The 7,332-nt window shown below is 49.9% G+C and carries 8 protein-coding genes; 6 read left to right on the top strand and 2 right to left on the bottom strand.

Annotated features, from left to right (window positions below; translation table 11 throughout):
* From Q0231_RS13175 to rpmG, 4 genes are all read left to right on the top strand, one after another.
* Positions 1 to 972: topoisomerase C-terminal repeat-containing protein (locus Q0231_RS13175; protein ID WP_299348040.1), on the top strand; the 972-nt coding region annotated here is incomplete at its 5' end.
* Positions 973 to 983: 11 nt separating this feature from the next.
* Positions 984 to 3,290, top strand: a complete 2,307-nt coding sequence (gene rnr, locus Q0231_RS13170) for a ribonuclease R (protein WP_299348038.1) — start codon at positions 984 to 986, stop codon at positions 3,288 to 3,290.
* Between the two features lie 9 nt (positions 3,291 to 3,299).
* Positions 3,300 to 3,716: a DUF983 domain-containing protein gene (locus Q0231_RS13165; RefSeq protein WP_299348037.1), complete on the top strand. Its 417-nt coding sequence runs from the start codon at positions 3,300 to 3,302 to the stop codon at positions 3,714 to 3,716.
* Between the two features lie 125 nt (positions 3,717 to 3,841).
* Entirely contained in the window at positions 3,842 to 4,009 is a 168-nt protein-coding gene (rpmG, locus tag Q0231_RS13160) for a 50S ribosomal protein L33 (protein WP_269394054.1), read from the top strand.
* A gap of 362 nt (positions 4,010 to 4,371) precedes the next feature.
* Here the strand turns inward: rpmG and Q0231_RS13155 are convergent, their stop codons facing one another.
* Both Q0231_RS13155 and Q0231_RS13150 read right to left on the bottom strand, forming a co-directional pair.
* On the bottom strand, positions 4,372 to 5,742 hold the full coding sequence (locus Q0231_RS13155) for a PleD family two-component system response regulator (RefSeq protein ID WP_269394053.1): 1,371 nt from the start codon (positions 5,740 to 5,742) through the stop codon (positions 4,372 to 4,374).
* A gap of 24 nt (positions 5,743 to 5,766) precedes the next feature.
* The gene (locus Q0231_RS13150) at positions 5,767 to 6,141 is read right to left on the bottom strand and encodes a response regulator (protein ID WP_269394386.1); all 375 of its coding nucleotides are present in this window, start codon (positions 6,139 to 6,141) and stop codon (positions 5,767 to 5,769) included.
* A 97-nt stretch (positions 6,142 to 6,238) separates the two neighbouring features.
* Between Q0231_RS13150 and Q0231_RS13145 the strand changes: the two genes are divergently transcribed.
* Positions 6,239 to 6,508 (top strand): DUF3572 family protein, encoded by a 270-nt coding sequence (locus Q0231_RS13145; RefSeq protein ID WP_269394052.1) that lies wholly within the window; start codon positions 6,239 to 6,241, stop codon positions 6,506 to 6,508.
* A 6-nt stretch (positions 6,509 to 6,514) separates the two neighbouring features.
* On the top strand, positions 6,515 to 7,332 hold an 818-nt coding region (locus Q0231_RS13140), incomplete at its 3' end, for a DNA polymerase IV (protein ID WP_299348035.1).

Raw genomic sequence — 7,332 nt, 5'->3', positions numbered from 1 at the left:
GGAGAGATCAACTACAAAGATGTGCTGACCAATTTCTGGCGCGACTTCCACGCACAAGTCGTCGAAATCAAAGATTTGCGTGTTACCGAAGTTCTCAACGCATTAAACGCGTTGCTAGGTTCACACATTTTTCCTGCTAAAGAAGACGGCAGTGATCCACGCAAATGTCCAGATTGCGATACTGGAATGTTGTCACTCAAACTTGGTCGCTATGGCGCGTTCATTGGTTGTGAGAATTATCCAGAATGCAATCACACACGTCAGTTGGCAGAAAGCGCCACGGGCCAAGCTGCAGAAACAGCTGGCGTTGGCATTATTGGCCAACACCCAGAGTTTGGTGTTGATATTGAAATGAAATCTGGTCGTTTTGGCCCCTACCTTGAAATGGTTGTTGAAGGCGAAAAGAAACGCGCCGGACTGCCAAAAGGTTGGGCACCCGAAACAATAGATTTAGAAAAAGCGGTCAAACTCATCTCGTTACCTCGAGACGTGGGTCCGCACCCAGAAGACGGCAACATGATCACAGCAGGCCTTGGCCGCTATGGACCATTCGTGTTGCACAACGGCAAATACGCAAACCTGCCAGACATTGAAGAAGTATTCAGTGTTGGCTTGAACCGCGCCGTAACCGTTTTGGCTGAAAAAGCAGCTGGCGGTGGCCGTCGCGGCGCAGCTGCGACGCTCAAAGAACTTGGTGACCACCCAGATGGTGGGCCAATGGCGGTTAAAGATGGTCGATATGGGCCTTACGTGAACTACGGCAAAATCAATGCGACTTTGCCAAAAGACACGGACCCGCAAAGCGTAACCGTTGAACAAGCGCTGGAACTAATTGCTGCCAAAGCAGCCAAAGGGCCAGCAAAGAAACGTAAAGCGCCTGCTAAGAAAAAAGCACCCGCAAAAAAGCCCGCAGCTAAAAAAGCGCCGGCAAAGAAAAAACCAGCAGCGAAAAAGACAGCTGCCAAGACATAGAAAGGGCTCTGATGGCCCGTAATGATAATCGGGGTCGCCTGCCCAAAGCACCAGATCAGCGACACGCACATAAAACCCGCGCGAAACAAAACCGCGACGGGCAAATACCTACACGCGACCAAATTGTAGAATATCTCGACATCAACCCCCACAATGCCAGCAAACGCGATATCGCGAAGGCTTTTGGCATTCGGGGTGACGACCGGATTATTCTCAAAGCACTGCTCAAGGAGATGGAAGACGACGGTCTGATCAATCGGACACGTAAAACCTATCGCCGTACTGCAGTTCTACCCTCTGTCACCGTAATTGATATTCCAAAAGACACAGACCCCAACTATATGATTGGGCACCCTGACAAATGGGATGACGACGATGGCGAGCGCCCCGGCGTTCTAATTGTTGTGGCAAAAGACGCCAAAATCGTACCTGGCCCTGGCGACCGGGTGCTGGCACGTGTGTCACCAAACGAAGTGCCAGACGGTCCTGCCTATTTGGCAAAACCCATGAAAATTCTAGATGCGCCGCGCAAGTCACTTATTGGCGTGGTGCGCATGGTAGAACGCGGCGCGCGCCTTGTGCCAGTAGAGCGCAAAGGACGTGAGATGCAAATCCACGCGGGCGATCTAAACGGTGCTAAAGACGGCGATTTAGTTGAAGTCGAACAGGCAGTTGCCGGTCGTGCGATGGTGCCAAAAGCCAAAGTGGTCAACGTTATTGGCAACCCATTGAGCGAAAAGGCCGTCAGCCTAATCGCGTTGCATAACCTTGAAATTCCGCACAAGTTCCCAAATTCGGTAATCGCGGAATCAGAAGCGGCAAAGCCTGCCGATTTGACCGGGCGTGAAGACTGGCGTCACCTGCCATTTGTCACCATTGACCCGGCAACGGCTAAAGACCACGACGATGCGGTCTATGCACAACTCGACGAAGACCCAGCCAACGAAGGTGGATTTGTTGTATATGTAGCGATTGCTGACGTGGCCCACTATGTACGCCCCGGCTCAGAAATGGAACGCGAGGCATTGCTTCGCGGCAACTCTGTCTACTTCCCTGACCGCGTTGTGCCGATGCTGCCGGAAAAGATCTCGAACAACCTATGTTCATTGATTGAATTACAAAACCGCGCGGCCCTTGGCTTGCGTATGGTATTTGATTCAGATGGTGAAAAGGTCAGCCACAGCTTCCATCGCACTCTCATTCGTTCGGCTGCCAAACTAAGCTATCAACAAGCACAAACAGCGATTGATGGCCACCCAGACGACAAAACACAGCCCTTACTTGAGCCTATCTTGAAGCCACTATTTGCAGCATTTACTGCAATGGAGCAGGCACAAAAGAAACGTGGCCCATTGGCGCTAGACTTGCCTGAACGCAAGATCATCCTCAACGACAAGGGCATGGTTCAAGACGTTCATATCCCCGAACGCCTAACCGCTCACCGCTTAATTGAAGAAATGATGATTCAATCAAACGTGTGCGCCGCCGAAACGCTCGAAAAACACAAGGTGCCGCTGCTCTATCGAGCGCATGACGCGCCATCGCAACAAAAGATGATTGGGCTAAAAGAAGCATTGTCATCAATGGAGCTGAATTTCAATCCTGGCGATACAGTGAAACCTGACCATTTCAACCGTATTTTAGCAATGGCGGAAAAAAGCGACAATCCCCATTTGGTCAACGAAATGATTTTGCGCTCGCAAGCGCAAGCCGAATACACCCATGAGAACTATGGGCACTTCGGGCTCAACCTGCGTCGCTACGCCCATTTCACCTCACCCATTCGCCGTTATGCCGATTTGATCGTTCATCGCGCCCTAATCCGCGCCCTAAAGCTTGGAAATGACGGTCTACCGCCTGAAACGGACAGCAAGCTACCGATGATCGGCGAACAGATTTCGATGACTGAGCGTCGCGCTATGGCAGCAGAACGCGAAACCACCGACCGGCTGCTTGCCTATTTCTTGGCAGACCAAGTTGGCGCCACCTTCCCTGGCCGCATTGCGGGAGTTATTGGGGCGGGACTATTTGTCCGATTGGATAAATCGGGCGCAGATGGTTTTATACCGGCAGGCACACTTGGCTCGGACTATTTCCTTCATGATGAAGGTCAACAGGCGCTGATTGGCGAACGCACCGGAGAGCGTTTTAGAATCGGTGATCAAGTTGAAGTCCGACTGGTGGAGGCTGAACCCCTTGCGGGCTCTTTGCGGTTTGAAATGCTTACCACTGGCGAGCAAGTAAAACCACCAAGGCGCAGCCGCGGGCGTAGTCCAGTTAGAAAGACGACATTCGGCAAACGCCGAAATAAAAGATAGGGATGCGGAGTGAGCATAGAAATAAGCGCAATTGCCAAGCCCAAACGAAGTGTTTGGGCAGCCATAAAAAACGGGATATCGGGTCGTTGTCCGAATTGTGGCAAAGGTCACCTTTTTAAAGGTTATCTGAAGGTGCAAGACAGTTGTTCCGAGTGCGGTGAATCCTTTCATCACCACCGTGCAGATGACGCGCCCCCCTATATTACAATGGCAATTGTTGGACACTTGGTTGTTGGTGGGATCTTCCATCTAGAATCATCCTACCAATTCGAACCCATGATCCACCTCTATTGGCGGATCGCGAAAAGGCTAATGCTGTCGCAAGGTCTGCTACGTCCAATCAAAGGCATGATCGTGGGCGTTCAATGGGCAAATTACCTACACGGGTTCGACCCCAACTTCACCGCTGCTACGGACATGCAGTAGAATAACCATTTCACAAAAACATCAATCGGGCGCTTGACTTTTTGCGCTAAATGCCTAGTTTGCGCCCGATATCGATTTTGTGCCGCGCGTATAATTCGCGTGGCCTTTTATTTGGGATTGCAGGCATGGCCAAGTCAAACACCGTCAAGATCAAGCTGGTTTCAACAGCTGACACAGGCTTCTTTTACGTAGCCAAGAAGAATTCACGCACAATGACAGAAAAGCTCACACTGAAAAAGTATGACCCTGTTGTGCGCAAGCACGTAGATTTCAAAGAATCTAAAATCAAGTAAGGTTTCTCTTTAGAAACCTATTGATGTGCGAAAAGATAAAAACCCCGCCTTTCGGCGGGTTTTTTTTAGTGGGCAGTTCAACCCAGCAAGAAGAGGCCACTCTAACGCTAGGTTGAACACGCCCGACCTACGGACCCAGGAAGTTGCGGCGGACCTGAGAAAACTCCGTAGGAATAGTCGGGTTCTTAACGAACCGCTTACACCTACGAAGCAATTATTCCAAACAAATGCGCCCAATCGCAGCCGCATTTCGCTAGGTATGTTAAAGGCTTAACCTTAACACACCCCGTTAAGGTTGCCGCTTAATCCTAAGCGGTAACCTTTATAGATAAAACTGTATGAAGTTTGAGTTTGAAGGAGCGCTAAGCCGCATCATAAACGATACGATTGCGCCCTTCCCGTTTCGCACGATAAAGTGCGATATCAGCACGTTTGAGCATTTGCTCGGGCGTTTCATCGGGCAGTTCATTTATTGAAATACCCACGCTCACTGTAATATTGAGCGGCATAGTAAGTCCTGTTTCAAATGGCTCACTAGCAACCGCATGGCGAATACGTTCCGCAATATTCTTTGCATGGACCAAATCTGTCCCAGGCATCATCACCACAAACTCTTCCCCGCCATAGCGACAGGCCAAGTCAACGCCACGAATGTTGCGCTGAAGCCGCGCTGCAAACTCTTTTAACACTTCGTCGCCAGCCGCATGGCCGTGGGTATCATTGACCGATTTGAAGTAATCGATATCCAACATCATCAAGCCAAGACCCCGGTCGCCTTCTTTGGCTCTATCCAGTTGCACACACATATGCCGGTCAAAATATCGCCGATTGTAAAGTCCAGTTAGCCCATCGATTACGGCCATTGCCACCGTGCTCGACAAGTTTTTGCGCAACTCATTTGAATAGCGATAACGGCGCAACTGGGTACGCACGCGAGCTGCAAGTTCATTGCGCTCCACTGGGCGCAAAATGAAATCATTTACGCCAAGTTCAAGTCCACGCACCACCTTTGGCTTATCCGGCACGTCGGCGACAAGAATGATGGGAATGCCGCGCGTATTCTCAAGCGTTCGAATTTGAGAACAAATCCGCAAGGGATCAATTCCATCTAGCGCCATGCTAACGACCACAACTTCAAAATCTTGATCCGCTAAATGAAAGGCTGCATCTTCAGGCGTTGCAAGGTGAGTAACATTATGTTCCGTGGCTAATGACTCCATAAGCCGTTTGGCATTATGTGCATCAGAATCGATCAACAAGATGTTGCCACCTGTTGGATCGATGCCTGCTGTCATATCGACAATATCTTCAATCGCAATCGCCTGGCCAGTCACTGCCCGCGCACGCAACTCATCAGTAAGGCCTTTAAGGCGAGCCAGACTTTTGACACGCGCCATCAGTTGAATATCATCAACAGGTTTGGTCAAAAAATCATCAGCCCCAGATTCAAGGCCGCGCACTTTGTCTGAAGGTTGATCAAGTGCTGTCACCATGACCACAGGGATATGCTGCGTCTTTGGGTCAGACTTTAGCCGCTGGCAGGTTTCAAAACCGTCCATACCCGGCATCATAACGTCCAACAAAACCAAGTCGCAATCACCGCGACGGCAAATCTCAATTGCGTCTGCGCCATTGCTTGCTTCTACAACGTCAAAATACTCAGCCGTAAGCCGAGCGGCCAACAGTTTCACATTCGTTGGAATATCATCAACAACTAATACTCGTGCCGTCATGACTATGCCTTATTCTTTGCCAGCTTAACGACCTGGCCCAATAAAATTCTCAATTGTTTCCAGGAAATGCGGCAACGAGATGGGTTTGGAAATATAGCCTTCACAGCCCCCCTCGCGAATACGCTCCTCATCACCCTTCATGGCGAACGCGGTAACGGCAATCACCGGAATATGCGCCAGCTCTTCATTCTCTTTGATCCATTTGGTCACCACCAACCCAGAGACTTCTGGCAACTGAATGTCCATCAAAATCAAATCTGGGTGATGCTCTTTCGCAATGTCTAGCGCATCAAGCCCATTTCGTGTTTGTATCGTGCGATAGCCGCGCGATTCCAACAAATCGTTGAACAGCTTCATATTTAGCTCGTTATCTTCAACGATCATCACCGTCTTTGACATAATTCCCCGGATCAAATGTTCATATGACTTGTCGAATTTAAGATGCATTTGATTTAACATCCAAAATCTTACGAAAGACGTAATAGGACCCATTTAGATGAGCTTAGTTTCCGACCAGTTTGTTGATGAAATTGCCAACGCCTGCCTGACGCATTTGATAAGTGAGCCCGAGTTGCTGGGTCAGTTTTTGGGTGAAACCGGCACATCGCCAGACGAATTGCGCGTTGAAATTGCCCAACACGTCAAAACAGGTATGATGGACTTCTTCGCCCACAATGAGCCCGCGATGCTTGCCGTTTGCGCAAACGCACGCATCAGCACAGAGCAATTTATGCGCGCCTATTATCAACTCAACCCAAGCGGCTAAAGCGAAATGGCGACACTTTGCAAAGAATGCGGACACCAGAACGGCGAAAAGAATTTCGACCGATGTCCCGTTTGCAAGTCGCGTCGCACCATTACCCATTCAGAGCTGAATGAACTAAGTATCGCTCATGTGGATTGCGATTCTTTTTATGCTTCCGTTGAAAAACGCGACAATCCGGAATTGCGTGACAAACCGGTCATTGTTGGCGGCAGCCAACGTGGCGTAGTGTCTACCTGTTGCTATATCGCCCGACTTAGTGGTGTCCGCTCCGCCATGCCCTCGTTTCAAGCCAAGCGCTTATGCCCACAAGCGGTTTTTGTTCGTCCTCGGATGGCAGAATACGTTAAAGCCAGCAAACTGATCCGCGATGAATTCGACAAGTTGACCCCATCTGTTGAACCACTCAGCATAGACGAGGCATTCTTAGACCTGTCTGGCACCCAAAAACTGCACCATGCCAGTCCAGCACAAAGCCTTGCAAAACTCGCACGCGATGTGGAGAAAAACGTCGGCGTGACAATTTCAATTGGGCTTTCGCACAACAAATTCTTGGCAAAAATCGCTTCTGATTTAGATAAACCACGCGGCATGGCGCTGATCGGCAAAGCCGAAACCACACAATTTCTCGCCGACAAGCCAGTGACCATCATTTATGGCATCGGTAAAAAATTCGGAGAGCGGCTAGCAAGAGATGGTATCACCCGCATTGGTCAACTGCAGGAAATGGAGCTCAAGGATCTTGCCAGCCGATATGGTGAAATTGGTGCACGTCTCTACTACCTCGCGCGCGGTGAAGACAAGCGCTTGGTCAAACGTTCGCGCGG

It is taken from the genome of uncultured Maritalea sp., assembly GCF_937139385.1.
Taxonomy (GTDB): Bacteria; Pseudomonadota; Alphaproteobacteria; order Rhizobiales; family Devosiaceae; genus Maritalea; species Maritalea porphyrae_A.
Note: the sequence above shows the minus strand (reverse complement) of the source record. Positions and strands in the feature narration are given on the sequence as shown.